Annotated in this window: 26 protein-coding genes and 1 tRNA gene; 15 read left to right on the top strand and 12 right to left on the bottom strand. The window is 67.9% G+C overall.

What is annotated here, in order from left to right; genetic code table 11:
- Positions 1-166 precede the first annotated feature (166 nt).
- On the top strand, positions 167-1,567 hold the full coding sequence (locus MKI84_RS18950; protein ID WP_241621826.1) for a glutamine synthetase family protein: 1,401 nt from the start codon (positions 167-169) through the stop codon (positions 1,565-1,567).
- Between the two features lie 12 nt (positions 1,568-1,579).
- Here MKI84_RS18950 and MKI84_RS18945 read toward each other — a convergent pair whose 3' ends face one another.
- On the bottom strand, positions 1,580-2,320 hold the full coding sequence (locus MKI84_RS18945; protein WP_241621825.1) for a metallophosphoesterase family protein: 741 nt from the start codon (positions 2,318-2,320) through the stop codon (positions 1,580-1,582).
- 166 nt (positions 2,321-2,486) lie between these two features.
- Positions 2,487-2,846 carry a DUF1127 domain-containing protein gene (locus tag MKI84_RS18940; protein WP_241621824.1) on the bottom strand — a complete coding sequence of 120 codons (360 nt, stop codon included), beginning with the start codon at positions 2,844-2,846 and terminating at the stop codon, positions 2,487-2,489.
- Between the two features lie 220 nt (positions 2,847-3,066).
- Between MKI84_RS18940 and MKI84_RS18935 the strand changes: the two genes are divergently transcribed.
- Positions 3,067-3,951, top strand: coding sequence for a LysR substrate-binding domain-containing protein (locus MKI84_RS18935; protein WP_241621823.1), 885 nt, complete (start codon positions 3,067-3,069; stop codon positions 3,949-3,951).
- Between the two features lie 31 nt (positions 3,952-3,982).
- Here MKI84_RS18935 and MKI84_RS18930 read toward each other — a convergent pair whose 3' ends face one another.
- The 3 genes from MKI84_RS18930 to MKI84_RS18920 form a co-directional block, all read right to left on the bottom strand.
- Positions 3,983-5,353 (bottom strand): glutamate--cysteine ligase, encoded by a 1,371-nt coding sequence (locus MKI84_RS18930; RefSeq protein WP_241621822.1) that lies wholly within the window; start codon positions 5,351-5,353, stop codon positions 3,983-3,985.
- Between the two features lie 104 nt (positions 5,354-5,457).
- Positions 5,458-6,579 (bottom strand): carboxylate-amine ligase, encoded by a 1,122-nt coding sequence (locus MKI84_RS18925; protein ID WP_241621821.1) that lies wholly within the window; start codon positions 6,577-6,579, stop codon positions 5,458-5,460.
- A 287-nt stretch (positions 6,580-6,866) separates the two neighbouring features.
- Entirely contained in the window at positions 6,867-7,658 is a 792-nt protein-coding gene (locus MKI84_RS18920; RefSeq protein WP_241621820.1) for a 16S rRNA (uracil(1498)-N(3))-methyltransferase, read from the bottom strand.
- 104 nt (positions 7,659-7,762) lie between these two features.
- Between MKI84_RS18920 and MKI84_RS18915 the strand changes: the two genes are divergently transcribed.
- The 10 genes from MKI84_RS18915 to MKI84_RS18870 all read left to right on the top strand — a co-directional run bounded on the left by MKI84_RS18915 (position 7,763) and on the right by MKI84_RS18870 (position 16,476).
- A complete protein-coding gene (locus MKI84_RS18915; RefSeq protein WP_241621819.1) occupies positions 7,763-8,566 on the top strand; it encodes a hypothetical protein in 804 nt (267 codons plus the stop codon).
- 17 nt (positions 8,567-8,583) lie between these two features.
- A complete protein-coding gene (gene ubiA / locus MKI84_RS18910) occupies positions 8,584-9,567 on the top strand; it encodes a 4-hydroxybenzoate octaprenyltransferase (protein ID WP_241621818.1) in 984 nt (327 codons plus the stop codon).
- Positions 9,568-9,696: 129 nt separating this feature from the next.
- On the top strand, positions 9,697-10,329 hold the full coding sequence (locus tag MKI84_RS18905; protein ID WP_241621817.1) for a ribonuclease D: 633 nt from the start codon (positions 9,697-9,699) through the stop codon (positions 10,327-10,329).
- Positions 10,330-10,447: 118 nt separating this feature from the next.
- The gene (gene lptC, locus MKI84_RS18900) at positions 10,448-11,215 is read left to right on the top strand and encodes an LPS export ABC transporter periplasmic protein LptC (protein WP_241621816.1); all 768 of its coding nucleotides are present in this window, start codon (positions 10,448-10,450) and stop codon (positions 11,213-11,215) included.
- Between the two features lie 69 nt (positions 11,216-11,284).
- Positions 11,285-11,929: an LptA/OstA family protein gene (locus MKI84_RS18895; protein ID WP_241621815.1), complete on the top strand. Its 645-nt coding sequence runs from the start codon at positions 11,285-11,287 to the stop codon at positions 11,927-11,929.
- Positions 11,930-12,099: 170 nt separating this feature from the next.
- A complete protein-coding gene (gene lptB / locus MKI84_RS18890; RefSeq protein WP_241621814.1) occupies positions 12,100-13,041 on the top strand; it encodes an LPS export ABC transporter ATP-binding protein in 942 nt (313 codons plus the stop codon).
- A gap of 60 nt (positions 13,042-13,101) precedes the next feature.
- Positions 13,102-14,703: an RNA polymerase factor sigma-54 gene (gene rpoN, locus MKI84_RS18885; RefSeq protein WP_241621813.1), complete on the top strand. Its 1,602-nt coding sequence runs from the start codon at positions 13,102-13,104 to the stop codon at positions 14,701-14,703.
- Positions 14,704-14,870: 167 nt separating this feature from the next.
- Positions 14,871-15,470 carry a ribosome hibernation-promoting factor, HPF/YfiA family gene (hpf, locus tag MKI84_RS18880; protein ID WP_241621812.1) on the top strand — a complete coding sequence of 200 codons (600 nt, stop codon included), beginning with the start codon at positions 14,871-14,873 and terminating at the stop codon, positions 15,468-15,470.
- A 73-nt stretch (positions 15,471-15,543) separates the two neighbouring features.
- The gene (gene ptsN / locus MKI84_RS18875) at positions 15,544-16,008 is read left to right on the top strand and encodes a PTS IIA-like nitrogen regulatory protein PtsN (protein ID WP_241621811.1); all 465 of its coding nucleotides are present in this window, start codon (positions 15,544-15,546) and stop codon (positions 16,006-16,008) included.
- Positions 16,009-16,164: 156 nt separating this feature from the next.
- A complete protein-coding gene (locus tag MKI84_RS18870; RefSeq protein WP_241621810.1) occupies positions 16,165-16,476 on the top strand; it encodes an XRE family transcriptional regulator in 312 nt (103 codons plus the stop codon).
- 42 nt (positions 16,477-16,518) lie between these two features.
- Here MKI84_RS18870 and MKI84_RS18865 read toward each other — a convergent pair whose 3' ends face one another.
- The 5 genes from MKI84_RS18865 to rpmH all read right to left on the bottom strand — a co-directional run bounded on the left by MKI84_RS18865 (position 16,519) and on the right by rpmH (position 20,780).
- A complete protein-coding gene (locus MKI84_RS18865) occupies positions 16,519-17,592 on the bottom strand; it encodes an NAD(P)-dependent alcohol dehydrogenase (RefSeq protein ID WP_241621809.1) in 1,074 nt (357 codons plus the stop codon).
- A 104-nt stretch (positions 17,593-17,696) separates the two neighbouring features.
- Positions 17,697-18,365, bottom strand: a complete 669-nt coding sequence (gene yihA, locus MKI84_RS18860; protein ID WP_241621808.1) for a ribosome biogenesis GTP-binding protein YihA/YsxC — start codon at positions 18,363-18,365, stop codon at positions 17,697-17,699.
- A 15-nt stretch (positions 18,366-18,380) separates the two neighbouring features.
- Positions 18,381-20,198 carry a membrane protein insertase YidC gene (gene yidC, locus MKI84_RS18855; protein ID WP_241621807.1) on the bottom strand — a complete coding sequence of 606 codons (1,818 nt, stop codon included), beginning with the start codon at positions 20,196-20,198 and terminating at the stop codon, positions 18,381-18,383.
- On the bottom strand, positions 20,188-20,598 hold the full coding sequence (rnpA, locus tag MKI84_RS18850; RefSeq protein ID WP_241621806.1) for a ribonuclease P protein component: 411 nt from the start codon (positions 20,596-20,598) through the stop codon (positions 20,188-20,190). The genes yidC and rnpA overlap by 11 nt, the downstream gene beginning before the upstream one ends.
- A 47-nt stretch (positions 20,599-20,645) precedes the next feature.
- Positions 20,646-20,780 carry a 50S ribosomal protein L34 gene (gene rpmH / locus MKI84_RS18845; RefSeq protein ID WP_241621805.1) on the bottom strand — a complete coding sequence of 45 codons (135 nt, stop codon included), beginning with the start codon at positions 20,778-20,780 and terminating at the stop codon, positions 20,646-20,648.
- 532 nt (positions 20,781-21,312) lie between these two features.
- On the opposite strand from rpmH, the gene MKI84_RS18840 reads away from it, so the two are divergent.
- The 3 genes from MKI84_RS18840 to MKI84_RS18830 all read left to right on the top strand — a co-directional run bounded on the left by MKI84_RS18840 (position 21,313) and on the right by MKI84_RS18830 (position 24,348).
- A complete protein-coding gene (locus MKI84_RS18840; RefSeq protein ID WP_241621909.1) occupies positions 21,313-22,782 on the top strand; it encodes a sensor histidine kinase in 1,470 nt (489 codons plus the stop codon).
- Positions 22,783-22,827: 45 nt separating this feature from the next.
- Positions 22,828-24,105 carry a glycoside hydrolase 5 family protein gene (locus MKI84_RS18835; RefSeq protein ID WP_241621804.1) on the top strand — a complete coding sequence of 426 codons (1,278 nt, stop codon included), beginning with the start codon at positions 22,828-22,830 and terminating at the stop codon, positions 24,103-24,105.
- A gap of 166 nt (positions 24,106-24,271) precedes the next feature.
- Positions 24,272-24,348: transfer RNA gene (locus tag MKI84_RS18830), tRNA-Arg, on the top strand.
- 354 nt (positions 24,349-24,702) lie between these two features.
- Here the strand turns inward: MKI84_RS18830 and MKI84_RS18825 are convergent.
- Entirely contained in the window at positions 24,703-25,323 is a 621-nt protein-coding gene (locus MKI84_RS18825; RefSeq protein WP_241621803.1) for a DJ-1/PfpI family protein, read from the bottom strand.
- A 65-nt stretch (positions 25,324-25,388) separates the two neighbouring features.
- Positions 25,389-26,339, bottom strand: coding sequence for a substrate-binding domain-containing protein (locus tag MKI84_RS18820; protein WP_241621802.1), 951 nt, complete (start codon positions 26,337-26,339; stop codon positions 25,389-25,391).
- Positions 26,340-26,420 lie beyond the last annotated feature (81 nt).

The raw sequence follows: 26,420 nt of genomic DNA, 5'->3' as shown, positions 1-26,420 counted from the left end.
CCCGGCCCTGCCCTGAACGCTATCCGCGTTCCGGCAATGGCTCAACCATCCCGATGCAAACTATTTTACCATGCCCGGAAACAGGCAGGCCGGACCCGCCTTGACGGCTTACGCACGGGCGTGATCCCCTCAGCCATCAGCGCGTCAGGCGCAGCGAGAAGGTGTCATGGTCAAGAAGAAGCGCTCGGAAAAGGCGGTAATCGAATCGGGGCGGGGCGTCGCCTCGCTCGCAGAAGCGAAGGCCTGGATGGCCGCCCGCGGCATCACCGAGATCGAGTGCGCGGTGCCGGATCTGGCGGGCGTAGGGCGCGGCAAGATCATGCCGGTGTCGAAGTTCCTCTCCAGCCCGACCATGAACCTGCCGCTCTCGGTCTTCTTCCAGACCATCTCCGGCGACTACCCGCCCTATGACGATCTGGTCGATTCGGTGGTGGTGGATTCCGACCTGGTGATGGAGCCGGACTTCTCGACACTCGCCATCGTGCCATGGGCGCAGGACCCGACCGCGCAGATCATCCACGACGCCTATCACCGCGACGGGCGGCCGGTGGAGCTGGCCCCGCGGCAGGTGCTCAAGAACGTGGTCGACCTCTACGCCAAGAAGGGCTGGAAGGCGGTGGTCGCGCCGGAGATCGAGTTCTATCTGGTCGAGCCCAATACCGATGCCGACTACCCGCTCAAGCCCCCGATCGGGCGCTCGGGCCGGCCGGAGATCGGCCGCCAGTCCTATTCGATCCAGGCGGTGAACGAATTCGACGCCCTGTTCGAGGACATGTACGACTATTCCGAGGCGCAGGGGCTGGAGATCGACACGCTGATCCATGAGGACGGCGCGGCGCAGATGGAGATCAACCTGCTGCACGGCGACCCGATCGTGCTCGCCGACCAGGTGTTCCTGTTCAAGCGCACCATCCGCGAGGCGGCGCTGGCCCACAAGATCTACGCCACCTTCATGGCCAAGCCGATCGCCGACGAGCCGGGCTCGGCGATGCACATCCACCAGTCGATCGTCGATGCCGAGACGGGGAAGAACATCTTCTCCGACAAGGAGGGCGATCCGACGCCGGAATTCTTCTCCTTCATCGCCGGCCAGCAGCGCTACCTGCCGGCGGTGATGTCGATCCTCGCGCCTTACGTGAACTCCTATCGCCGGCTGACCCGCGATTCGATGGCGCCGATCAACGTGCAGTGGGGTTATGACAACCGCACCGCCGGCCTGCGCGTGCCGCCCTCCTCGCCGGCGGCGCGCCGGGTTGAGAACCGCGTGCCGTCCTCGGACGCCAACCCCTATCTCGTCATCGCCGCCTCGCTGGCCTGCGGCTATCTCGGCATGGTGGAAGGGCTGCGCCCGACCGAGCCGCTGGAATCCGACGCCAAGGGCCTCGACTTCGAGCTGCCGCGCGGCCTCCTGGAGGCCGTGGCGGCGATGCAGTATTCCGACGAGATCGCCACCGTGCTCGGCCCGTCCTTCATCAAGACCTACACTGCGGTGAAGCAGACCGAGTTCGACACCTTCATGCGCGTCATCTCGCCCTGGGAGCGCGAGTATCTGCTGCTGAACGTGTGAGGCGCGCCGGCCTCAGGCCGGCGGCATCCAGCCGGTGCGGACCGAGTGGGCGATGGCCGGCCGGCCATGGCGCTCGGCCTGACGGGCGGCGGTCTCGACATCATAGGGCACGGCATGGAACTGCGCGCTCCAGCCGCCGGGGCCGCGCTCCAGCAGCGCATAGCGGGCATGGGGCGTACCGGCTTCCACCACATGGGGCACCGGCAGCGCGGCGCGGTAGCCGGGCATGCCGACGCTGCCGGGGTTGAGCACCAGCACGCCGCCGATCGACGCCATGCGCGCCACATGGCTGTGCCCGCACAGCACCATTTCGGCGCCGCCGCTGCCGGCAAGGCGGGCGCGGATCGCCGCTTCGGTGTCGAGACGCGGGCGGCCGGTGGACATGTCCTCCAGGAGATATTCCTCGTCGCCGCCAGCCGGGCTGCCATGGCAGGCGAACACCGCGCCATCGAGCAGCGTGAGCGTCGCCGGCAGGGCGGCGATCCAGCCGAGCTGGTCGGGGGAGAGCAGCGGCCGGGCGAGCGCGTCGAGCCCGTTGGCGCCGTTCATGGTCAGGCCCCGCTCATGATTGCCGGCGAGCGTCGGGCAGCCAAGCGCCATCTGCGCCTGCGCGCTGCCGGCGGGATCGAACGGCCCGGAGACCAGATCCCCCAGATTGACCATCAGGTCCGGGGAAAAGCGGGCGATATCGGCCAGTACCGCTTCAAGGGCGATCAGGTTGCCGTGGACATCGGCGATGACGGCAAGGCGCATGGCTCGGCTTCCGGTTCGGTGGGCGCGGCAGTCTCGGGACGCGCGGCGCGGCGCGCAAGCGGGAGGACGCAACAAAAAAGCCCGCCGGAGTGAACCAGCGGGCTTCAGTTGAGCGGCATGAGGGGTATGCCGCTTGAAATTCGGTCCGGTTTCCCACCCGCCATGATCAGCGATACGCCATCACGGAGGCATCGGAGGCCGGCGCGGCGGTCTCATCGGCCGGCATCTGCCGGGCAGCGCGCGCAAGGTTGCGCCGGTTGGCACGGCGCTCCACCGCGCGCACCACCAGAACCGCCGTCGGGTCCTGCCAGAGCGGGCCGGAAGCCGCGTCGCGCAGATCCGCGCGCGTCAGGCCGATATCCTTGAGCATGCGGTCATCGAACTGACCGAGCTGGGAAATGGTGTGGCGGTGATAGACCGCCTTGGCAAAACCCAGCGTGGCCTTGAAACCGGCAACCAGAAGCCCGCTGGCCATGGTGCCGAACGAGGAGAACGCTGTTCTCCGAACCTCGCCAATATACGACATTGCAACCTCCATCCGCTGGGCGACACGGGCGGCGAAGCCCGGCACCTGTCGTTCCGCGTGATGTCTGCCTTGTCGCCGCGAACCACCCTGGCCGCCACCCGAAACCGACATCACTCATTTGCGATGCGAGGGTTATGCCGGAGCGCAATCAATCACACTAGCGAATGTTTATGATCTGACTTATCATGTTCCTTGATATTGAACCGCCGGAGACGGGTCCATGACGGTGCTTCTCGACATTGATCAATTAAGAACCTTCATAGCTATCGCCGAAACCGGCAGTTTCACGAAAGCTTCCGAGGTGGTTCACAAGACCCAATCGGCGGTGTCGATGCAGATGAAACGGCTGGAGGAACGGGTCGGCAAGCCGATCTTCGCGCGCGACGGGCGCGCCTCGCGCCTTACCGACGAAGGTGACCGGCTGCTCGATTATGCCCGCCGCATCATCAAGCTGAACATGGAGGCGATGGCGAGCCTCTCTTCCGCCGAACTGTCCGGCCGGGTGAGGCTCGGCGTGCCGGACGACTACGCCGACCGCTATCTGCCGGAGATCATGGCGCGGTTCTCCAACACCCATCCCAATGTCGAGCTGACCGTGGTGTGCGACCCGTCCACCGACCTGATCGACCGCATCGATACCGGCGACCTCGACCTCGCCATCGTCACCGATTGCGAGATGATCACCCGCGAGCCGGAAATCATCCGGCGCGAGCAACTGCTCTGGGTCAGCTCCGCGCGCCATTCCGTGCATCTGGACGAACCGCTGCCGCTCGCGCTCGGGCGCCAGACCTGCAACTGGCGGCACGAGGCCATCTCCAAGCTTCAGGATATCGGCCGCCCGTTCCGCATCCTCTACACCTCGTCCAACGGCACGGCGGTGTCGGCGGCGGTGCTGGCGGGGCTGGCGATCTCGGTGCTGCCGGAATCCGGGCTGCGGCCCGGCATGCGCGTGCTCGGCCCCTCCGACGGCTTTCCCGCGCTCGCCCCGTGCCGCATAGGGCTGCTGCGCAACCGGCACGAATCATCCGCGCTCGCGGATGCGCTGGCCACGCACATCATCCAGGGCCTCGACAACATCTCGGAAGCCGCGATCGCCGCGGAATAGGCGCGCCATCCGCTGGCGCGCCCGGCACCGCTCAATAGGCGAGCTGGTCGAAGATCGGCTCCACCGAGCCGCCCCATTCGCCGTGATAGCGCTCCAGCAGCACCTCGGCCTGGGTGCGGCCGCTGGCGAGAAGCTCCTCGATCGGGCGCAGGAAACGGGTCTCGTCGCGGCCCTGGCTGTCGCGCATGTCGCGGCGGGCGAGGCCCTGCCGGGCGAGCGCCACCACCTCGCGGGCGACCTCCAGCAGCGGGCGGCCGGCGATCTGCGCCTTGAAGCCCAGCTTCGGCACGTCGTCGCGCAGTTGCTGGCGCTGCTCCGCGCTCCAGCCCTTGGCCAGATCCCAGGCGGCATCGAGGCTCTGCGTGTCGTAATAGAGCCCGGTCCACAGCGCCGGCAGGGCGCAGAGATTGCACCAGGAGCCGGCATCGGCGCCGCGCATTTCGAGATACCGCTTCAGCCGCACCTCGGGGAAGATGGTGGACAGGTGATTGGCCCAGTCCGACACCGTGGCGCCCTCGCCCGGCACGGCGGGGTGCTTATGGGCCAGCAGATCGCGGAACGAGGAGCCGGCCACGTCGATATAGGTGTCGCCGCGCTTGATGAAGTACATCGGCACGTCGAGCGCGTAGTCGACATAACGCTCGAACCCCATGCCCTCCTCGAAGGCGAAGGGCAGCATGCCGGCGCGGTTATTGTCGGTGTCGCGCCAGATTTCCGAGCGCATCGAGAGGAAGCCGTTCGGCTTGCCCTCGGTAAAGGGCGAATTGGCGAACAAAGCGGTGGCGACCGGCTGCAAGGCGAGGCCGACGCGCAGCTTCTTCACCATGTCGGCTTCCGAGGCGAAGTCGAGATTCACCTGCACGGTGCAGGTGCGGTACATCATGTCGAGGCCGCGCGTGCCGACCTTCGGCATGTAGTTGGTCATGATCCTGTAGCGGCCCTTGGGCATGACCGGGGTCTCACCCAGCGTCCATTTCGGGCTCATGCCGAGGCCGAGAAAGCCGAAGCCGAGCGGGGTGGCGACTTCCCGCACCTGTTCGAGATGGCCGTTGACCTCCGCGCAGGTCTCATGGATCGACATCAGCGGCGCGCCGGAGAGCTCGAACTGCCCGCCGGGCTCCAGCGAGATCGCGCCGCCGCCGATGGTGTCGGCAAGGCCGATAATGGCCTCGCCTTCCATGATCGGCTCCCATCCGTTCAACGCCTGCATGCCGCCGAGCAGCGCGCGGATGCCGTTTTCGCCTTCATAGGGAACCGGCTCATGCCCGTTCAGCGTGAAGGGGAACTTTTCATGCTCGGTGCCGATGCGGAATTTCGAGGGCGCCTTGCTGCCTTCCTCAAGCCACGCGACGAGTTCGTCGCGGCTTTGAATGGGCTGCGTATCGATCTGGTCTCGCGCCATGGATAACTCCGGCCGGCATGCTGGGCGCGCGACCATACACAGGCGCGCCCGGGACGCAAATCAGGAGTATCCCCGCGCGAGGCGAGCTATTCGCAGAACGCAATTCACTGAATCGAGGCGTGGGTCAGCCAGGTGGTCACGGCCTTGAACGCCTCGGTGCGGTTACCGGTGCGGTGCGCGGCTTCCTGATAGACCGCGATCTGCATGTCGGCGCTGGTGCCCCCGCTCAATATGGTGCGCAGCTGCTGCAGTTCGGCGAGGCAGCCGAGCGCGCGCGCATCGTCGGCGACCTGGTCGAGCAGCGTCTCCACCGCCTGCGCCACCGGCACCGCCTCGCGGGCGCCGCGGTCGACGAAGCTGCCGTGAATGCCGTAGCGCTGGGCGCGCCATTTGTTCTCGACCGCGATGGCGCGGTCCACCGCGTCGACCCCGGCATTGAGCTTGGGGTTGTGCGCCAGATGGCGGACGAGGGAGCGGTACAGCGCCGCGATGGCGATGGAATCCTCCACCCGCGTGCAGCTGTCGGGCGCGCGCAGCTCCAGCGTGGGGTGCTTGCGCGAGGGGCGGATGGTCCACCACACATAGCTGGAATCGCGGATCGCCCGCGCCGCCACCAGCGCGTCGATATAGTCCTGATAGGCCTTGGCGGTCTCGAACAGCTCCGGCAACCCGGTGCGCGGCAGTTCGTCATAGGCGGCGAGCCGGTAGCCCATCAGCCCGGTGCGGCGCGATTCCCAGAACGGCGAGGAGGTGGAGAGCGCGACGAAGACCGGCAGGAACGGCAGGATGCGCCGCATCACGTCGACCTGGGCCTCGGGGTCCGGCAGCTCGACATGGACATGCAGCCCGCACAGCATGTTCCGCTCGCCCAGCATCTGGAGATCGTGCATCAGCCCGTCATAGCGCCGCGCCGGGGTGCGCTTGCCGCCCTGCCAGGTCGCGGTGGGATGTGTGCCGGCGGCGAAGAAGGCGAGATCGAAGCCGTGGGCCACCCCGCTCAGGGCGCGGCGCAGCCCGGCCAGCTCTATCCGCGCCTCGGCGAGATCGACATGGGGGCGTGTCATCACCTCGATCTGCGACTGCAGCATTTCACCGGAAAGCCGCTCCCCGAGCCCGGCGCGGGCGGCATCCAGAAAGCCCGGCGGCGTCCGGCGCAGGGCGCTGCGGGTCTCGCCATCGACGACGAAATATTCTTCCTCGATCCCGACTCGGAACTCGGATGCCATCCTGCAACTCCCCCTGATACCAATGCTTCCAGGCACGACTATCCGCTCCCCGTGAAATATTTACGGTGAATCGGAACGAGACTTTGGATCGCGATAAAATAAGACTGAAATGTGACCCGAGCATTTCGGGTGTATTTCAAATAAGTATACTGTTTGTGATATTTTTATACTTTAACATTGTCTGCTGATCGCACCGGGCAGACGGAACGCCTGCCTTTCCGACAGCGATAAACGCGCAAGGGCACGATCGGTTCCCCGCCGTCCGGGAGGCAATTGTGCCGCCGGCATCAGCTCGCGGATTGCCGCGCGGCCTCGACCAGCGCCAGCGCCGCGACGGCGGCGGTGTCGGCGCGCAAGATACGGGGGCCGAGCGACAGCACGATGGTGCCCGCGCGCGCCTTCAGCATGCGGCGTTCCAGATCGTTGAACCCGCCTTCCGGCCCGATCAGCACCGCGAGCGGACCGGCCACCGCGGCGCGCAGCGGCGCCAGCGGATCGCCCGGCGCCGCCGCCTCGTCGCAGAACACCACGCGGCGCTCCGGCGAAAGCCCCGCCAGCCAGCGCTCCAGGCTTTCCGGCTCCAGAACCTCGGGCAGGCAGAGGATGCCGCATTGCTCGGCGGCTTCGACGGCATTGGCGCGCATGCGCTCGGTATTCACGCGCGTGGCCTGGGTATGTCGGGTCATGACCGGCACCAGCCGGCCCGCCCCCATCTCCACCGCCTTCTGCACCATGTAGTCGAGCCGGGCGTGCTTGAGCGGAGCGAAGACATAATCCAGCTCGGGCCGCGCCGTCTGCGCGCGCAGCCGGGCCTCGCAGGCCAGCACCACCTCGCGCCGGCCGCCGGGCTGGCGCACCGCGCGCCACTCGCCATCGCGTCCGTTGAACAGGTGCAGCGCCTCGCCCACCGCCAGCCTTATGACGTCGTTCACATAATGCGCGCGGTCGCGGTCGAGGCGAATCTCGCCCCCCGGCTCCAGCGCCTCGTCGACGAAGAGCCGCTGTGCGCGAAAGTCATAAATCGCGTCCGTCGCGCCCTCGATCGGGGAAGAGGATGATGATTCGCTGGGCCTGACCATGTTTTGATCGCATAATTCCGCTAGTGGCTCTGCCGTGATGTTGCCCAATCTTTAGGGCCTCTGTATCACGCTGGGTCAAGAATGTTGCATGGGCGGACGGCTGCATGAGACGATCGAAGTCAATCGCCGCGGAAGGCCGCGGGCTCCGCGCTGCCGCGCGGCGGCACCGTGGAGGGCTTGCGGCCTGCGCGCTGGCGGGTGTCATCGGCCTTGCGGCGGCACTGCCGGCGAGCGCGCAGTGGATCGGCACGCCGGGCGGCAGCGTCACCTCCGAACCGCCGGCGGCACTTCCCGCCCCGACCGAACAGGCCGCGCCGGTCGCCCCGGCATCGACGCCTGAACCCGCGCTGATATCGCCCGGCAGCATGCAGTCTCCCGGCTTCTCTCCCGGATTCGGCGCGCCCGGCGGCTTCTCCCAGGGAGGCATGGCTCCCGGTGGCATGGCTCCCGGCGGCATGCAGGCGGGCCCCGGCCCGGCCGATGCCGCAACGGCTCGGGAGTGCCAGACCTCGATCGAGAAGCTGCGCGACGACCTCGAAAAGCGCGGCGCGGCGATCCAGACCGCCTCCAGCAAGAAGCGCCCGCCCTCCGAGCTGTGCCCGATCTTTCGGAATTTCGTCAGCGCCCAGCAGAAATTCTATGACTACCTGAACACCAACAAAGCGCGCTGCGGCGTGCCGAGCGACGTCCTTCCCAAGATGAAGGAGAACCTGACGGGCATCTCCTCGGTCCGCAACAAGGTATGCGACGCCGCCAAGGCGCAGGCGGCCGGCGCCGGCGGACCCAGCGGCCCGCCCACGCAGGGCGCGGTGTCCTCGGGTCTCGGCCTGCCGTCCGGCCTGCCCACCACCGCCAATTCCCGCCCCGGCGGCGTGTTCGACACGCTCGGCGGCAACGCGCTGCGCTGACAGGGGCTTCGAGCCGCATGGCCGTGCCGACCGGAACCGCCGATGAGGCCGCCGAGCCACTGGCGGGCGCGCGCGCGGGCGACAGTCCCGCCGACGCCGCGCGCGGCAACTGGGTCGACCGGCGCGCGCCGGCCGGTCTGCGGCCCTATCTCAGGCTGGCGCGGGCCGACCGCCCGATCGGGAGCTGGCTGCTGCTCATTCCCTGCTGGTGGTCGGTGGCGCTGGCCGCGCAGATGCCCGGCGCCGGCTGGTCGGCCTATGCGGTGGTGCTGCTCGCGCTGTTCGCCATCGGCTCGGTGGCGATGCGCGGAGCGGGCTGCACCTGGAACGACATTCTGGACCGCGACATTGACGGGCTGGTGGAGCGCACCCGCTCGCGCCCGCTGCCCTCCGGGCAGGTCAGCGTGCGGCGCGCCTTCGCCTTTCTCGGGCTTCAGGCGGTGGCCGGGTTGCTGGTGCTGGCGTGCCTGCCGCCCTTCGCCATGATCGTGGCGGTCTCCTCGCTGGGCGTGGTGGCCATCTACCCGCTTATGAAGCGGGTGATCTGGATTCCCCAGCTGGTGCTCGGGCTCGCCTTTTCCTGGGGCGCGCTGATGGGCTTTGCCGCCCTTACCGAGAGCCTGCCCGCGAGCGCGCTCCTGCTCTATGCCGGCTGCGTGTCCTGGGTCATCGGCTACGACACGATCTATGCCCATCAGGACCGCGAGGACGACGCCATTGTCGGGGTGAAGTCCTCCGCCCGCCTGTTCGCGCAGCACACACGGCCATGGCTGGTGGCCTTCTACGCCGCCGCCGTGGCGCTGATCGGCCTCGCCATCGCGCAGGCCGGAGGCGGGGCGCTGGCTTATGCCGGGCTCGCGGCCTTTGCCGGCCACCTCGCCTGGCAGGTCTGGCGGCTCGATATCGACGATCCGGCGCTGTGCCTCGCCGTGTTCCGCTCGAACCGCGACGCCGGGCTCATCCTGTTCGCGGCGCTCGCGCTGCAGGCGGCCTTTGCGTGAAACGACGCGCTGCGGTTGATCGCCGGCGCGCGCGGATGTTAAGGAGCCTCATTTCCCGGTCCGGCTCCCCGCATGGCGATGCGGCAGCGCGTTCCGGCTGATCGGACGCGCTCCAGAAAGTCCCATGACATGACCATCCGCCTGCATCGCGGCGACCTGCCGGACCTTGCGAACTACACGCCCGCGCGCGCGCCTTTCGTGGCGATCGACACCGAGACGCTGGGGCTCAACCCGCATCGCGACCGGCTGTGCGTGGTGCAGCTCTCCAATGGCGACGGCTCGGCCGACATCGTGCAGATTCCCGCCGGCGCCGGCCCGGGCAGCGCGCCGAACCTGGAGAGGCTGCTGGTCGATCCCGGCAATGTGAAGCTGTTCCATTTCGCCCGCTTCGATGTCGCGGTGCTGTCCAAGACCTTCGGGCTGACGGTCTCGCCGGTGTGGTGCACCAAGATCGCCTCGAAGCTGACGCGCACCTATACCGACCGGCACGGCCTGAAGGAGCTGGTGCGCGAGCTGCTCGGCATCGACCTCTCCAAGCAGCAGCAGAGTTCGGACTGGGCAGCGACCGACCTCTCGGACGCGCAGCTCCATTACGCCGCCTCGGACGTGCTGCATCTCCACGCGCTGCAGGCCAGGCTCGCCAGCATGCTGGCGCGGGAAGGCCGAACCGGGCTGGCGGAAGCCTGTTTCGGCTTTCTGCCGACGCGGGCGGCGCTCGATCTGGCCGGCTGGCCCGAAGAGGACATCTTTTCGCACAGTTGAGGCGGCATGAAGCGCGCAGCCGTTTCACGAGCAAGGCGGACTCCTTGCACCCCCTGCGGTATGGGGCCATCTTCGGAACGGGTCCAAGATGGGGCGGCACGGACAGTCAGCGAGACACATGAACCGATACGTGCAACCTCCCGAGCGGGCCGGAACGCAACCGGCGCGGGCCGGCACCGGCCCGGCGGCGCCGCGCCCCGGCCATGGGAGCGCCCCCGACGGGCGACGGGCCGATGCCGCCTTCAAGGCCGCGCGACGCAACAGCCGCTTCGTGCGCTTCCTGCGCGTGGCGCTGCCGGCCGGCGTGCTGGTGGTGCTCGGGCTTACGGTGGCGGCGAGCTATATCGACCCGCTGAAGCTGGCCGTCGACCTGCCCTTCGATCTCGGGCGGATCTCGCTCTCCGGCTCGCGGATCAAGATGGAGTTTCCAAAGCTCCAGGGCTTCACCGCCGATAATCGCGGCTACAGCGTCACGGCACAGTCCGCCTCGCAGGACCTCACCAATAGCAGCCGGGTCGACCTCGAACAGATCGAGGCGCGGGTGGAAATGCCGAGCCAGGGTTGGGCGACGCTGAGCGCGAAGACCGGACGCTACGACACCAAGCAGGAACAGATCGTGCTGAGCGACGGCGTGATCTTCGGCACCGATTCCGGCTATGGCGGCAAGCTCGAGGAAGCGGCGGTGGACATCAAGTCCGGGAAGATCACCTCCGACCGCCCGGTCGAGCTGACCTATCAGGACGGCAGCCTCACCGCCGACCGGATGGAAATCTCGCAGAAGGATTCCCGCGCCGTGTTCACCGGGCATGTCCAGCTCAACTTCAAAATGCCGCCGTCGGGCGACGATGAGGCCGAGGCGCCGCCGGCGCTGCGCGGCACGCCGTGAGCCGCCCACACGCAACCGTGGCCGCCCTCGCCATTGAACGCCGCCGCCGCACCCGCTAGAGATGCTTGCATGAACCTGTCCCGCCGCCCGCTCATCGCCTTCTGCGCCCTCGCGCTGCTTGCCGCCCTGCCGGCGGCGGGGCCCGCCCATGCGCAGAGCCGCAACGTGCCAAACGCGCTGCAGGGCTTCGCGACCAACCGCGACCAGCCGATCCGCATCGATGCCAACAGCCTCGAGGTGATGGACCAGGAGAAGCGCGCGGTGTTCTCCGGCAATGTCGTGGTGCAGCAGGGCGACACCACGATGCGCTGCAAGGAGCTGGTGGTCTATTACGACGGCAAGGAAGCCGCCGCGGCGGGCGGCAAACCCAATGCGGGCGGAAAGTCCAACGCGGAGGCGCTGGCCGCCGGCAACCCGATGAGTTCGTCCGCCATCCGCCGGCTGGAGATCAACGGCTCGGTGGTGGTGACCACCAAGGAGCAGACCGCCACCGGCGACCAGGGCATCTTCGAGAACCGCACCAACACCATCACCCTCACCGGCAATCCGGTGGTGCTGACCTCCGGCCCCAACGTCATCCGCGGCAAGAAGCTGACCGTGGACCTCACCTCGGGAACCTCGCGGTTCGACGGCGGGCGCGTGGAAAGCCTGATCGTGCCCAACAGCGTGCAGCAGCCCGACGGCGCCGCTCCCGGGGCACCCAAGCCGCGCTGACCGGCCCCTCGCCGTCATTGACCACCCGGTTCGCCAGCGCGCCCGCGCGGCGCCCGTTACCGCGCAAGGCTTCCGCGCCGATTCGGCCCGGAACTTGCATATGCCATTTGCCAGAGCGCGCCTGAACGTTTATCACCTATCCGGTGGTGGCCTCACCACGGAGGGTGCGCGTGGGATTTTTTTCCAGTTTCGGCGGTCGAGGCGGCAAGGCTCAGCAGGCGACGCGGGCGCGCAGCTTTGGCGACGGCGGCACGGCGCAGCCGGCGCCCGCGACCATGGCCCAGAAGGCCGAGGCGCCGACCCAGCCCGCGGCGGCGGGCCCCGCCACGGCTCCGGGCCCTGCGGCGGCTCCGGTCCGTAGCTATCAGCCCTCGCCCCATATCAGCGGCGAAGGCATTCTCAGCGCCACCGGCCTGATGAAGACCTATGGCCAGCGCACCGTGGTGCGCCAGGCCGGGCTCAATGTGCGGCGCGGCGAGGCGGTCGGCCTGCTCGGCCCGAACGGCGCCGGCAAGACCACAATGTTCTACATGATCACCGGGCTGGTGAAGGCCGATGCCGGACGCATCGAGCTTGACGGCCACGATGTCACGCACCTGCCCATGTATCGCCGTGCCCGGCTCGGCGTCGGCTACCTGCCACAGGAAGCCTCGATCTTCCGCGGCCTCTCGGTCGAGAACAATATCCGCGCCGTGCTCGAGGCCGTGGAGCCCAGCCGCAAGAAGCGCGAGAAGGAACTCGACGCGCTGCTCGAGGAGTTCCGCGTCACCCATGTGCGCAAGTCGCCCTCGATCGCGCTGTCCGGCGGCGAGCGCCGCCGCGTCGAGATCGCCCGCGCGCTGGCCTCGCGGCCGACCTTCATGCTGCTCGACGAGCCCTTCGCCGGCATCGACCCGATCGCGGTGGGCGACATCCAGACGCTGGTGCGCCACCTCACCCAGCGCGGCATCGGCGTGCTGATCACCGACCACAATGTGCGCGAGACGCTCGGCCTCATCGACCGCGCCTATATCATCCATTCGGGGCAGGTGCTCATGGAGGGCTCGCCGGACGAGATCGTGGCGAGTCCGGATGTGCGCCGGCTTTATCTCGGCGAGGAGTTCCGTCTCTAAGATGATCGCGCCCGCGTTCCTCGCCCCCCTCGTCGCCATCCCGTGCCGGGAGTGCGCGTCATGTCGCTAGGCCCGCGTCTCGAATTCCGCCAGGCCCAGTCTCTGGTGATGACCCCGCAGCTGATGCAGGCCATCAAGCTGCTGCAGCTCTCCAATCTCGATCTGGTGGCCTATGTCGAGGCCGAGCTTGAGCGCAACCCGCTGCTGGAGCGCCCCGCCGAGCCCGAAGGCGAGCGCTCGGGCGACGACAGCGAGGGCGCCGGCGAGGGCGGCCATGACGACTACGAGTCCCGCCACGGCGAGGCGGACGGCGCGCTCGATTCCGGCGCCGACGCGCATGGCTCGGGACGCGAGGAAGCGACGTCCGACTGGCTGGAGGAACGGCTCGACACCAGCCGCAGCGCCATCGAGGACCGCCTCGATACCGGGCTGGAAAACGTGTTCCCCGACGATGCCGGGCGCGAGAGCGTCGGCCCCTCCCCCGGCGCGGAACCGTCCTATTCGGAATGGTCCGGGGTCGGCTCGGGCGGCGGCGACGAGGACGGCTACAATCTCGAAGCCTTCGTCTCCGCGCAGATCACGCTCGCCGACCATCTGGAAGGCCAGCTCATGCTGGCGGTCTCCGATCCGGTCGAACGGCTGATCGGCCAGCATCTGATCGACCTGATCGACGAGGCCGGCTATCTCGGCGCCGACATGGCCGGTGTCGCCGAGCGCCTCGGCGCCTCGCTGGAGCTGGTGCAGAAGGTGCTGACCATCGTCCAGTCCTTCGACCCGCCCGGCATTGGCGCGCGCTCGCTGGCCGAGTGCCTCGCGATCCAGCTGCGCGAGCGCGACCGCTACGATCCGGCGATGGCGGCGCTGCTCGCTCATCTCGAACTGCTGGCCAAGCGCGAGTTCACGACGCTCAAGCGGGTCTGCGGCGTCGACGATGACGACCTCGCCGAAATGGTCGGCGAGATTCGCCGCCTCAACCCCAAGCCGGGCCTCGCCTTCGGCTCCGGCATCATCCAGCCGATCGTGCCGGACGTGTTCGTGCGCGGCACCGCCGACAACTGGCTGGTGGAGCTGAACTCCGACACGCTGCCGCGCGTGCTGGTGAACCAGGCCTATTATTCGCGGGTGCAGAAGACCACGCGCAATGAGCGCGAGAAGGCCTTCCTCACCGACTGCATGCAGACCGCGACCTGGCTCACGCGCTCGCTCGACCAGCGCGCCCGCACCATCCTCAAGGTCGCGATCGAGATCGTGAAGCAGCAGGACGCGTTCCTGACGCTCGGCGTGCAGTATCTGCGCCCGCTGAACCTGCGCATGGTGGCCGACGCCATCGGCATGCACGAATCGACGGTTTCCCGCGTGACGTCCAACAAATACATGGCGACGCCGCGCGGAATCTTCGAGATGAAATATTTCTTCTCGTCGTCCATTTCCGCCTCCAATGGCGGCGAGGCCCATTCGGCGGAATCGGTGCGCTTCCGCATCAAGCAGATGATCGACGCCGAGACGCCCGACGACGTGCTTTCCGACGACACGCTGGTGCAGAAGCTGCGCGAGGCCGGCATCGACATCGCCCGCCGCACCGTGGCGAAATATCGCGAGGCGATGCGCATTCCGTCCTCGGTGCAGCGGCGCCGCGAGAAGCAGGCCGCGGTCTCGGCGTGACGGAAGATGGGGCTTTCCACGGCTCTCCTACGGTTCGCGTTGACACTTTCCCTCGCGGCTCCTACCTGTTTAGGGCACCGGCCGGGCAAGTAGGGGGTTCGGGCAGAATGCAGACAGCGTGTCGACGCGCTGTCTCGCGGTTTGCCCCAGCAAAGGGACTAGGCACCATGCCGCTGCGGGTTTCTGGAAAAAATCTCGACGTAGGGGAAGCGCTGCGCCAACGCGTTTCCGAGCGACTGGCCGAAGCGATGGGCAAATATTTCGACGGTGGCTGGTCAGGTCACGTGACGGTAACGCGCGAGGGGTCCGGCTATCGCTCGGATTGCGCGCTGCATCTCGACAGCGGCACCATTCTTCAGGCCCATGGCGACGCGCAGGATCCTTATGCCAGCGCCGATGCCGCCGTGGAGCGCATCGAGACCCGCCTGCGCCGCTACAAGAGCCGCGTGAAGCGTCACGTGGTCAATGGCGACAGCGCCGCCGACAGCTTCCTGCCCGAGCGCGTGCCGCTGACCGTGTTCTCCGCGCCCGATCATGACGAGGCCGAGGCCCTCGACGGCTGGAGCCCCACCGTGGTCGCCGAGCAGACCGCCAACCTGCCGCGCCTCGCGGTGAGCGATGCGGTGCTGGAACTCGACTTCACCGGCGCCGCCGTGCTGGTGTTCCGCCATGCCGGCCATGGCGGCATCAATGTGGTGTATCGCCGTGCCGACGGTCACGTCGGCTGGGTGGACCCGCCGAGCCGCGCGGCGGAAGACGTTCATTGATCGCCTCCAACCTCTTGGGGCGCGTGGGGGTTTTCCTCCGCGCCCCGCACACTGGCTGCACCCGGATCTTCCCATGGCGTTGAACGATATACTGGCGCTGCCCGCCGTCTTCCCGACCCTCAAGGTCACGAGCAAGAAGCAGGCATTGCAGGAATTGTCGGCGCGGGCGGCGGAGCTGCTGAAGCGGGACGAGCGCGAAATCTTCGAGACACTGAACCAGCGCGAGCGGCTGGGCTCCACCGGAGTCGGCCACGGCATCGCGATCCCTCACGGCAAGCTTGCCAAGATGGACACGCTGTTCGGCATGTTCGCGCGGCTGGAGAAGCCGATCGACTTCGAGGCGCTGGACGGCGAGCCGGTCGACCTCATCTTCCTGCTGCTGGCGCCGGAATCCGCCGGGGCCGATCATCTCAAGGCGCTGGCGCGTGTCGCCCGGCTGCTGCGCGACCCCGAGGTGGCCCGCAAGCTGCGCAACAGCCGCGACGCCGCAACCATCCACGCCATCCTCACCGGCAGCGCCGCCTCGGACGCGGCCTGAGTCCCGGCGGCTGATCTCCGTCCTACGCGTGTAGCGAAAATCGCATGGAGCGCGGAGCCGAATCCGGCTTCATGCGTTGTTCCCCGATACGGATACCGCCGTGAGCCGGGAAAATCCCCGGTTCACGGCGTGACGGGAGAACAGGCGATGGCATCCATGAACACCACCCAACCGCTCTCGGCGGCGCAGTGCCGGGCGGCGCGCGCCCTGCTCGACTGGCCGGCCGACGAGCTCGCCACCCGTGCGCGCGTGCCGAGCGCCTGGCTGGAGGCCTTCGAGCAGGGCGCCGAGCCCGGCGGCGACAATGACCCGGGGGAGACGGCGCGGCTGCGCCGCACGCTGGAGGCGGCGGGGGTGGAGTTTCTCGACAGCGGCCTCGCCAGCGCCGGCGGCGGGCCCGGCCTGCGGGTGCGCGCGCAGGCCGACTATATCCCCGCCGAGCAGCTCAACTCCGCCAATGACGGCTGAAGCCGCGCGGGGCGGCTGATACCGTGAAGCGCCGGCGAACGCTCAGGGCGTGATCGCCACCTTGAGCACGCCGTCACGCTGGTGCGAGAACAGATCGTAGGCGGCTTCGATGTCGTCAAGCTTGAAGCGATGGGTGACCAGCGGCTTGAGGTCGACCCGGCCGGTGGCGATGACCTCCATCAGCCGGCGCATCCGCTCCTTACCGCCCGGGCACAGCGTGGTGACGATCTTGTTGTCGCCGAGGCCGGCCGAGAAGGCGCCGAGCGGAATGGTCAGGTCGCTGGAATAGACGCCGAGTGAGGACAGCGTGCCGCCGGGCCGCAGAACACGCAGCGCCGCCTCGAACGTGCCCTGCGTGCCCAGCGCCTCGATCGAGACGTCGACGCCGCGCCCGTCCGTGATCGCCATGATCTGATCGACCACATCGCCCTTCTTGAAGTCGACCACATGGTTGCAGCCCAGCGCGGCGGCGATGGCGAGGCGCTCGGGCACGGTATCCACGCCGATGATGCGGGTCGCGCCTTTCAGCCTGGCGCCGGCCACCGCGCACAGGCCGATCGGGCCGAGCGCGAACACCGCCACTGTGTCGCCGATCTGCACCGCCCCGCTCTCCGCGCCGGAGAAGCCGGTGGACATGATGTCGGGGCACATCAGCACTTCCTCGTCCGACAGCCCTTCCGGCACCGGGGCGAGGTTGGCGAGCGCGTCCGGCACCAGCACATATTCGGCCTGCGTGCCGTCGATGGTGTTGCCGAACTTCCAGCCGCCCATGGCCTTGAAGCCATGCTTGGTGCCCGCCCCGTCCTGCGAGCCGCAGCCGCACAGGCAGGCGAAGGAATGGCCGGAGGGGGTGATGGCGCCGGCGATGACGCGCTGGCCTTCGGTGAAGCCGGTGACGGCGGAGCCGAGCTTCTCGATGATGCCGACCGGCTCATGGCCGATGGTCAGGCCCTTGGCGACCGGATACTCGCCCTTGAGGATGTGAACGTCCGTGCCGCAGATGGTGGTCGTGGTGATGCGCACCAGCGCATCGAGCGGACCGACGTCGGGAATCGGCTTCTCGTCGAGGACGATGCGTCCGGGCTCGACGAAGATCGCGGCTTTCATCCTGGCCATGGCGGGCTCCTTTTTGACTGGAGCCTGACCATAACCGGAAGCCGCGCGGCTTCCATGACATCCATCAATCGCCGGCTCAGTTCCCGCCGGCCGGCCTGATGCGCTCAGGCGGTGATGCCGCGCTCGTCCATCAGCCGCACGATGGCGGCACGCAATTCACCCATGCCGGCGCCCTCGCGGCTGGAGGTGGCGAACACGGTCGGGAACGCCGCCGGCCGGCGCTTCAGCGCGGCTTCGGTCTCGGCGATGCGCGTGGCGAGCTCCGCCTGACCGAGCTGGTCGGACTTGGTCAGCACGATCGCATAGGACACCGCCGCCTTGTCGAGCCCGTCCAGCACGCCAAGGTCGATCGGCTTCAGCCCGTGGCGGGAATCGATGAGCACGAAGACGCGGGCGAGATTGGCCCGGCCGCGCAGATAGGCGTGGATGGTCGCGGTCCAGGCATCGACCTTGTCCTTCGGCGCCTTGGCGAAGCCATAACCCGGCATGTCGACCAGCGTCAGGTCCGGGCCAAGGCCGAAGAAGATGAGTTCCTGCGTACGCCCCGGCGTCACCGAGGTGCGCGCCAGCGCCTTGCGGCCGGTGAGCGCGTTGACGAGGCTCGACTTGCCGACATTGGAGCGGCCGGCCAGCGCGATCTCGATGCCGCGCATCGGCGGCATCGTCTCGATGGTGGGGGCCGCCGACAGGAACCGCCATTCGCCGGCGAACAGCCGGCGGCCGGTTTCGATTTCCTCGGGCGAGAAGCCCGAGGCGTCGGGCGCCAGCGTCATGATGTGATCAGTGCCTCAGCTTGGCTTGGTCTTCTTGCGGACGAACAACCCCTTGACGTTCCCCCACAATTCCACCTTCACGCCATGGCGACGCATGATGATCGACTGCTGGATCACCGAGAGCGTGTTGTTCCAGGCCCAGTAGATCACGAGGCCGGCCGCGAAGGACGACAGCATGAAGGTGAAGACCAGCGGCATCCAGTCGAAGATCATCTTCTGGGTCGGGTCCGGCGGGGCCGGGTTCAGCTTCATCTGCACCCACATGGTGATGCCCATGATGATCGGCCAAACGCCGAGCAGCAGGAAATGACCGATGACCGGCACCGTACCCGGATCCCAGGGAATCAGGCCGAACAGGTTGAAGATGGTGGTGGGATCGGGCGCGGAGAGGTCCTTGATCCAGCCGAAGAACGGCGCGTGCCGCATTTCGATGGTGACGAACAGCACCTTGTACAGCGCGAAGAAGACTGGGATCTGGATCAGGATCGGAAGGCAGCCCGCGATCGGGTTGATCTTCTCCTTCTTGTAGATCTCCATCATCTCCTGCTGCAGCTTCACCCGGTCGTCGCCGTAGCGCTCCTTGAGCGCGGCGATCTCGGGCTGCACCGCCTTCATCTTCGCCATCGAGGCGTAGCTCTTATTGGCGAGCGGGAAGAACACGCCCTTGAGCATCACGGTGACGACCAGGATCGCGACACCGAAATTGCCGACGAAGCGGTAGATCCAGTCGATGACCAGGAACAGCGGCTTGGTGATGAAGTAGAACCAGCCCCAGTCGATCAGCAGGTCGAAGCGGTCGATATTGTACTGGGTCTGATAGCCGTCGACGAGTTGCACCACCTTGGCGCCGGCGAACAGGCGCCCGTCGGTGGTGCCCTTGGCGCCCGGCGCGACGGTGACGGCATCGCCGAGGAAATCGGTCTGGTAGGTCAGGTCGGCGCCGTGGCTGGTCGCGGAAAAGCGTGCCTGCACCTTTTCCTCTGCGCCCGGAATCACGGTCGCGGCCCAGTACTTGTCGGTGATGCCGAGCCAGCCGCCAACGGAGGGGAAGGTCTCGCTCTTGCTCTCGGCGATGGCGTTGTACTTGATCTCGTGCAGGCCGGCCTCGCTGGTCACGCCGATGAGGCCTTCATGCAGGATGTAGTAGCCGAGCGTGTGCGGCGTGCCGTGGCGCGAGACCAGGGCGAACGGATGCAGGGCCACGGACGCTGCGGTCGCGTTCTCCACGTCGTCGACCACATGGAACATGTAGTTGTCGTCGATCGAGATGGTGCGGCGGAAGGTAAGCCCCTCGCCATTGTCAAAGGTCAGCACCAGCGGCGCCTGCGGGGTGAGCTTGGCACCCTCGGGGGCGGTCCAGATGGTATCGGCGCCGGGCACCTTCACATTGGCGCCCGCGGCCGGCACCCAGCCGAATTCCGAATAGAACGGGTTGGGACCGCCCGACGGCGACAGCAGCACGATGATCGGGCTGTCGGGGTTTACGGTCTCGCGATAATTCTTCAGCGAAAGATCGTCGATACGCCCGCCGCGGAGCGAGATCGAGCCGATGACGCTCGGCGTCTCGATGGCCACGCGCGGGGTGCGCGCCAGGGCTTCGTCGCGGGTCATCGCCCTAGCCGGAACGGCGTTCGGTGCCGGGGCGGTGGCGCCGGGCGCGACCGGTGCGGTGGTGCCGTCGGAATTGACGGTGGTGGCCGACTGCTGCGCGGTCTGCTGCTCGGCCTGACGCTGCGCTTCCATGTGCGGGACGCCGGAAAAGTACTGCCAGGCGATCAGAATCGCCATCGACAGCACGATGGCGACGATCATGTTGCGGTTTTCAGACGTCATTGGCGGCATCTCCGTCGGCGCGCACGGCGTCCCGCGTCGCACGTCCCCCCGCAGCGGGGCGAGGCCCGCGCCGGCTTCCAGAATGGAGGCGGCCGATCCCGCGCTCCACGTCAATTACGAGTTCGCTAAAACGAGTGCCGAGCGCGGCGCGCCGGGCGACGATCACATAATCGAAACCGGGCCGGCCTGCGCGCGGCAGGGCGTCGCGGACCGCCTCGCGCAGGCGCCGCCTGATGCGGTTCCGCTCGACGGCATTGCCGTGTTTCTTGGTGACCGTGAGACCGATGCGCGGACAATCCTCGTCCGCGCGATCACGGGCCTGAAGCAGCAAGGGACCTGCATTGGCGCGCAACCCTTTGGCTGCGGCCAGAAAATCCTTGCGCTTGACGAGCCGTTGCATCGGAGCGCCGATCCTCTCAGACGAGGGTGCGGCCAACTCCAGCCATGTCAGGCCGAGAGACGCTTGCGACCGTGCGACCGGCGGGCGGCGATGATCTTACGGCCGTTACGGGTCGCCATGCGCGCACGGAAGCCGTGCCGGCGGGCGCGCACGAGCTTGCTCGGTTGATAAGTGCGCTTCACGGGAATTCTCCGCATCTGATTAAAAATGCCGCCCGGACCGGAATGTCGCCCCCTATCCGGCCGGCCGCGAAGCCAGTCGCGGCACAAATGCGCAAATGCGGGAAACAGCCCGGCCGCCAAGGCAGCCGTGGTTCGGTGCGGCTTATAGGGGGGGCGTCCGGCCAAGTCAATCACGGAGTCTGTCATGAAGCGTTCCCCGCCTCACCGACCGCCCGTTCCGTATCCGGCGGCACCGGTGACGACACGGGACGGGCGACGCCGCGCACGGTGCCGCCGGCGGCACGAACCCTTGCATCGTGCCCTTGCATCGTGCCCTTGCATCGTGCCCTTGCATCGTGCCCTTGCATCGTGCCTAGCGGATACTACGTATCCGTCTCGTCCGCGCCGCAATCATGCGTTGGAATCGCCGCAAAGGACGCGCCTTCCAGCCGACGACACGGCAGGGCGCGCTGCCCATGGAGACCGAGTGAGCGCCCGCGCGACAACGCCACCGACGGAGTCTTCCGTGCCGGCCGAGCCCGACGGTCCGGCCGTGGAATCATGCGCGTTCGGCGCCGCGGCCCGCATTCCACGCCATCTCGGCCTCTCCGGCAAGCTGCTGGTCTTCACCCTCGCCTTCGTGCTGCTGGCGGAAATCCTGATCATCGTGCCGTCCATCGCCGCGTTCCGGCTGAACTGGCTCTCGGACCGGCTGGCGGCGGCGCGCACCGCCGCGCTCGTGCTCGATGCCGCGCCCGAAGGCATGATCTCGCCGCAACTGACCCGCGAATTGCTGGACAGCGTCGGCGCGATCACCGTGGCGATGAAGCGCGACAATACCCGCCGCCTGCTCGCCTCCACCGACATGCCGCCGGAAGTCGACCACCATGCCGACGTGCGCGACGTCTCGCCCTGGCAGGCCGCGACGGAAGCGTTCGACACGCTGCTGTCGCGCGACGGGCGGGTGATCCGCGCCGTCGGAACCCCGCCGCGCGGCGACGGCTTCATCGAAATCGTGCTGAGCGAGACCCCGCTGCGCAAGGCGATGCTGCGCTTTGCGCGCAACATCGCGCTGGTGTCGCTGGTCATCGCCGCGCTGACCGGCGCGCTGGTCTATCTCGGCCTCGCCTGGATGTTCGTGCGCCCGATGCGACGCCTCACCCAGCGCATGATCGCGTTCCGCGACAATCCGTCCGCCGCCCCGCCCCGCCCCGGCGCTGCCGACCGGCTCGACGAGATCGGCCAGGCCGAGCGCGAGCTGACCCTGATGCAGCGCCAGATCGCCGATACGCTGCAGCAGAAGAACCATCTCGCCGCGCTCGGCCTCGCCGTCTCCAAGATCAATCACGACCTGCGCAACCTGCTGGCCTCGGTGCAGCTCATCTCCGACCGGCTCGCCGATATTCGCGACCCGGCCGTGCAGCGCTTCGCGCCCAAGCTGGAAGCCGCGCTCGACCGCGCGATCTCCTATTGCCAACAGACGCTGGCCTATGGCCGCGCGCAGGAGCCGGAGCCGGAGCGGAGGATGATCCCCCTCGCCCCGCTGGTGGCCGAGGTGCGCGACACGCTCGGCCTCGGCCCCGAGGAAAGTGCCGCGATCGGCTGGGTCGAATCGATCGAGCGGGGCTTGAGCGTCGATGCCGACCCGGACCAGCTGTTCCGCGTTCTGCTCAATCTGAGCCGCAATGCGGTGGAAGTGCTCTCCGGCCGCGCGCCCAACGATCCCGACCGCGACCAGATTCGCATCACCGGCCGGCGCGAGGGCGCCACCGTGGTGATCGAGGTCGCCGATACCGGCCCCGGCGTGCCGGAAAAGGCGCGCGCCCATCTGTTCGAGCCGTTCCAGGGCTCGGTGCGGCGCGGGGGCACCGGGCTCGGCCTCGTCATCGCCTCGGAACTGATGAAGGCCCATGGCGGCGATATCGAGCTGGTTCCCGGCACCATGGGCGCCACCTTCCAGATCCGCGTGCCCGACCGCCCGGTCGATCTCGACGCCCACCGCGCCCGGCGCGCGCAGGGGTGAGCTCACCCGAGCCCGGCCCCGCCGGCCTCCGCTGAAAGGACCGCCATGCCGCGTCTCATGACGGGTTTCGACTTTTCCGTGCTGCGCCGTGCCGCGCTGCTGGCCGGCCTGCTGCTCGCGCTGCCGCCGGAGGGCCTGGAGGCCGCCGAGGTGACGGTCTCCGGCACGGAACTCCGCCTGGACGGCGCGCCGTTCCGGGTGCGCGGCGCTGCCGGGGACGGCCCGCTGCCCGAACTCGCCGCGCTCGGCGCCACCACGGTGCGCTCCTATGGCGGGGACCCCGGCGCGCTGCTGGACGCCGCGCAGGCCGCCGGCCTGAAGGTGATCGTCGGTCTGTGGGTGGAGCATCCCCGGCGCGGCGTGGACTATGCCGACCGGGCCTTCGTGGAGCGCCAGCTCTCTACCTTCCGCGCCATTGTCGAGCGCTACCGCGCCCATCCCGCCCTGCTGATGTGGGGCATCGGCAATGAGGTCGAGTCCGAGCTTGCCGACATGTCCGCGGTGTGGCCGGCCATCGAGGAGGTGGCGGCGATGGTGAAAGGCCTCGATCCCGCTCACCCGACGATTGCCGTACTGGCCGAGACCGGCACCGACAAGGTGTCCCGGCTCAAGGCCGCCGCCCCGCATATCGACGTGCTCGGCATCAACACCTATGGCGATGCGGTCTATTCCGCCGAAGCCCGCGCCCGGGGACAGGGCTGGACCGGGCCGATCGTGATCACCGAGCTTGGTGCGCTCGGCCAGTGGCAGGCCGCCACCACGCCGTGGGGCGCGCCGTTCGAGCTGACCTCGACGCAGCGCGCGATCCAGCTCCGCCGCTACCTCGCGGCGCTGGAGCCTTCCGGCCCCGGCGTCATCCTGTTCCTGTGGGGCGACAAGCAGGAAGTCACGCCGAGCTGGCATAGCCTGCGCCTGCCCACCGGCGAATGGACCGAGGCCTCCGAATCGATGGCCGAGGCGTGGGGCGGACGCACGCCGGACGGCAACCACGCCCCGCGCATCGCCGCGCTGCGCTTCCGCGACACGGAAAGCGCGCCTTTCGCCTCCTGGCCAGCCACCGGCGGTGCCGTGGTGCTGGAGGCGAACGACCCGGACGGCGACCCGATCGACGCGCGCTGGTACGTGATGTCGGAGAGCACCGATCGCGGCGTGGCGGGCGATGCCGAGCGCCGGCCGGCGATTCACGAGGGCGCCGTGGTCGAGAGCGATTCGCGCGGGGCGCGGATCGCGGGCCTGGCGCCCGGCCGCTATCGGATTTTCGTCGACCTGCGCGACGGGCGCGGCGCGGCGGCAAGCGCGAACCTTCCCTTCGAGATTCGCTAGTCTGTGCGCGGGCGCAAATGCCGCCGCCCTTGTGAACAGCTGTGGACGACGCGCTATGTTTGCCGAGCCTGTTGCAATGCGCGGCGAAACGAGGTAGCTCACGGGCCTCTCGCGGCAGGTACTGCCTGTCGCGATCTCAAGCTTCCTCCTCCACGGAGAAAGCCGGGCGCCCGTAGCTCAGCTGGATAGAGCACCAGACTACGAATCTGGGGGTCAGAGGTTCGAATCCTTTCGGGCGCGCCACTTCCATACAAAACCGTCAACGCCGTTCGCCGCCGCTCCTGCAATGGAAGCGGCTGCTGGCGTGCGCAGTAGGTCTGACTTGTTTCCCATCAGTCGAATCTCCGACTTGCTCGCGACCGCGACGGGTTGAGCGCGCGCACGCGGGCGATGGCGCCGGTCTTCGCCGTCAGCGCGGCGCGCCTGTCGACATTGCGCGCCGGCCGGTCATGGGCGGGGGGCCGATTCCACGGACAACACGCCGAGAGCCGGGGACGGGCCATTTCGCGTGTCCCGCCGCCGCGGCGACGGCAAGAGGCCGCGTGATCGCCAGTGCTCCATCCCGGACGCTCGACGGAGCGTCCGGGATGACCATCGTCATGCCGCCCGGGTCGCGGCGGCCGGGGCATCACCCGAATGGCGGATCTCGGTGCCCAGCACCTTCAGGCACTCGCGCATGAAGGCGGCCAGCGCCGTCCAGCCCTTGGCGGAGACCATGTTGCCGTCGACCAGCGCCTCGGTGGGCGAAAGATCGACATAGGTGCCGCCGGCCAGGCGCACTTCCGGCTCGCAGGCTCCCAGCGCGCCCACCCGCTTGCCGGTCAGCACCCCATCCACTGCCATGAGAATCTGCGCTCCATGGCAGATGGTGAAGATCGGCTTTCCGGTCTCGTGGAAGTGGCGGACCATCGCCTGGATGCGCTTGTCGGTGCGGATATATTCCGGCCCGCGCCCGCCGGCGCAGTAGACCGCGTCATACTCCTCCAGCCTCACTTCGGAGAAGGTCTTGTTGATGTCGGCGAGGTGGCCGAAGCGCTCGATATAGGTCTGGTGACCCTCGAAATCGTGCAGCGAGGTCTGGATCTTGTCGCCCGCCTTCTTGTCGGGGCAGACGACGTGGACGGTGTGACCGACGGCTTCCATTCCCTGCTGGAACACGAAGATCTCGTATTCCTCGGTGAATTCGCCCGTCAGCATAAGGATTTTCTTGCCCGGCATGGGGAGTACCTCCGCTCGTGGTGAGAGGCCGGGCGTGTTCTCGTGCCCGGCCCATTTTGTCAGGATCAGAACGGCGAGTCGGGGAAATAGTATTCCTCGGCATTTTCCTTGGTGATCAGCGGCGCATCGAGCTTTAGCGAGCCGCGCACCGGCGCGTGGCCGGCAAAATGGGCGGCCGTGAGATAGATCGCGGTCTTGATCATGGACGGCGGATAGGGCGTCTCCACCGGGGTCATGGCGTCGCCGGCCTTCACCTTCTCGATGATTTCCTTCATGCCGTTGCCGCCGAGCGCGAACTTGATCTCCTTGCGGCCGGACTGCTTGATCGCCTCCAGCACGCCGAGCAGCATGTCGTCGTCATTGGCCCATACCGCGTCGATCTGCGGGTATTTGGCAAGGTAGTCCTGCATCAGCTTGAAGGCTTCGTCGCTGTTCCAGTTGGCGTACTGGATATCGAGCACCTTCAGGTCCGAGCCCTTGATTCCGTCCTGGAAGCCCTTGATGCGCTCGTCGTCGATCACGGTCGGAATACCGCGCAGCACCACGAGGTTGCCCTTGCCGCCGAGTTGCTCGACGAGGAACTTGGCGGTGTTGAAGCCGACAGCAATGTTGTCGCCGGCGACATAGAGGTCCTGGATGGTGGGATCGTTGAGGCCGCGATCCACCACGGTGATGAAGGCGCCCTTCTCCTTGATCGTCTTCACCGGGGTCGTCAGTTCCTCGGACGAGTGCGGCAGGATGACCAGCGCGTCCATCTTGCGTGTTGCCGACAGATCCTCGATGGCGCTGACCTGCGCGCTCGCGGACGGCGAGGTCTTCACGATGACCTCAAGGCCGGGAAAGGCCTTGGCGATCTCCTTGGCGGCGGCGTTGGCGTGATAGACCACGCCGGCGGTCCAGCCATGGTCGGCGGCGGGAATGGAGACGGCGATGATCTTCTTCTCGGCGGCCGAGGCGGTGCCGGCGGCGAGAAGCGATGCCGTCACCCCAGCGGCAATCAGAGCGTTCCTGAGCATGTGTTTCCTCCACTAGGTGCGGCAGTCTTGATTGGTGTCCGGCGTGTCGCGGCTGCCTCGCGCGCGCCGGTTCCGTTCCGC

The sequence above is a fragment of the Ancylobacter gelatini genome, from assembly GCF_022601675.1.
Lineage (GTDB): Bacteria > Pseudomonadota > Alphaproteobacteria > Rhizobiales > Xanthobacteraceae > Ancylobacter > Ancylobacter gelatini.
The sequence above is the reverse complement of the archived record's forward strand: the minus strand, read 5'-3'. Positions and strand labels throughout refer to the sequence as shown.